Here is a 2,281-nt window from a genome sequence, read left to right on the forward strand (position 1 = left end):
ACGCAGACATTCAATCCAGAGAAAAGAAAATGCAGGATTCTGAAAAAAGAATCAAAGACAAAGAACAAAAACTCAATGACGAATTGAGTAAAACAGGAAAGTTAGAAAAAGACCTTGACCGTCAAATTGCAGACTACAGTAAAAAACATGAAATTCTTGAAAGAAAACAACAGGAATTAGATACGGTAACTGCTCAGAAAGTAGAAATTTTAGAGAGAATTTCAGGATATTCTGCTGAAGATGCAAAGAATGAATTGGTAGAAGCTTTAAAAGCAGAAGCCAAAACAAGAGCTCAAGCGCATGTTCAAAACATTATGGCTGAAGCGCAATTGAATGCGAAACAAGAAGCTAAAAAAATAGTTATTCAAACGATTCAAAGGATCGGAACAGAACAAGCTATTGAAAATTCGGTTTCTGTATTCAATATCGAATCTGATGAAGTTAAAGGAAGAATTATTGGTAGAGAAGGTAGAAATATCCGTGCTTTAGAAGCTGCTACAGGAGTAGAAATTATTGTTGATGATACGCCGGAAGCAATTTTACTTTCATGCTTCGATCCGGTAAGAAGAGAGATTGCAAGACTTTCCCTTCACCGATTGGTTACCGACGGTAGAATTCACCCGGCGAGAATCGAAGAAGTGGTAGATAAAACCAAAAAAATGATTGAAGAAGAAATCATTGAAGTTGGAAAAAGAACAGTGATTGATTTAGGAGTTCACGGACTTCACCCAGAATTGGTGAAAATCGTGGGGAGAATGAAATTCCGTTCTTCTTATGGACAAAACTTATTGCAGCACTCGAGAGAAGTTGCGAATATCGCCGGAACAATGGCGGCAGAATTGGGACTTAACGTTAAGTTAGCCAAAAGAGCAGGTTTACTTCACGATATTGGAAAAGTACCGGAACAGGAATCAGAATTGCCACACGCCCTCTTAGGAATGCAGTGGGCAGAGAAATACGGTGAGAATCCAGAGGTTGTTAACGCAATTGGTGCTCACCACGATGAGGTAGAGATGACCACTTTATTATCGCCGATTATTCAGGTTGCCGATGCGATTTCTGGAGCAAGACCAGGCGCAAGAAGACAGGTCTTAGAGTCATATATTCAAAGATTAAAAGACTTAGAAGCAGCGGCATTAAGTTTCGACGGTGTTTCTAGCGCTTATGCAATCCAAGCAGGAAGAGAACTCCGTGTAATGGTAGAAAGCGGAAAAGTGAATGATGACCAATCATCTCAACTTTCTTACGATATCTCTGAAAAAATTCAAAATGAATTAACGTATCCAGGACAGGTTCGTGTAACGGTAATCCGTGAAACCAGATCTGTGAATATTGCGAGATAACCGTTAAAAATATTTTATTAAAAACTCCTTTCAGTGATGAAAGGAGTTTTTTTTGTGATTTGAAATATACAGTAAAACCTTCTTTTGGTGTCCATTGTCATGTCATAGAATAGCATCCCAAAGTCACCTCCTAGCCATTCCCTAGTCATCCCCCACGATAAAGCATCAGAAAGGCACTTACTAACAATCGGATATTCGGTTGTTTTCGGCAAATCCATCCCTTTTCGGCAAATCCGGCAAAAACAGCCTTTATATCGGCACGAACACTTGCTTGGAGTGATTTTAAATGCCCTGCAGTTGATGATAGGCTAAATGTTTTTGCTCACGAATTTTATTTTTTCAGTAGTGTTAGGGAAACAATTGGGCATAAAAAAGCCTCCTGATTATGGACAAGAGGCGACCCAAATGTTTTCACAACGGAATAATCCTTATTGTGAATTGCTTTTTAAATTATTGAGACAAATGTATAAATTATTTTTTTAACTAGTTTACGGATTCCCGTATTTTTCTCTAAAATCTTTTTATTAATTTAGGGAATTATAAAAAACAGCTATGAAAAAAACAATACTTGGGTTGGATTTGGGAACTAATTCGATTGGTTGGGCATTAGTTCAGCAGGATTTTGAAAATAAAAAAGGAGAAATTCTCGGCATGGGAAGCAGGATAATTCCGATGACTCAGGATGTGATGGATAATTTTGGTGGTGGAAAACCAACTTCAACTCAAACTTCTGAAAGAACTGGTTACAGAGGAGTAAGAAGATTACGGGAAAGATTTTTGTTAAGAAGAGAGCGACTTCATCGGGTTTTAAATATTTTAGGTTTTTTGCCTGAACATTATGCTTCCCAAATTGATTTTGAAAAACGTTTCGGGAAATTTAAAAATGATTTAGAACCTAAATTGGTTTACGATAAAAACGATTTTCTTTTCAAGAAATC

The 2,281-nt window shown here is 37.3% G+C and carries 2 protein-coding genes; both read left to right on the forward strand.

The genetic code is table 11. The features are described from left to right. A partial coding sequence (rny, locus tag WBY99_RS01350; protein ID WP_423974551.1) for a ribonuclease Y occupies positions 1-1,343 on the forward strand: 1,343 nt, incomplete at its 5' end. Positions 1,344-1,895: 552 nt separating this feature from the next. Then, a partial coding sequence (locus tag WBY99_RS01355) for a hypothetical protein (RefSeq protein WP_423974552.1) occupies positions 1,896-2,281 on the forward strand: 386 nt, incomplete at its 3' end.

Source organism: Kaistella sp. (assembly GCF_049588135.1).
GTDB lineage: Bacteria > Bacteroidota > Bacteroidia > Flavobacteriales > Weeksellaceae > Kaistella.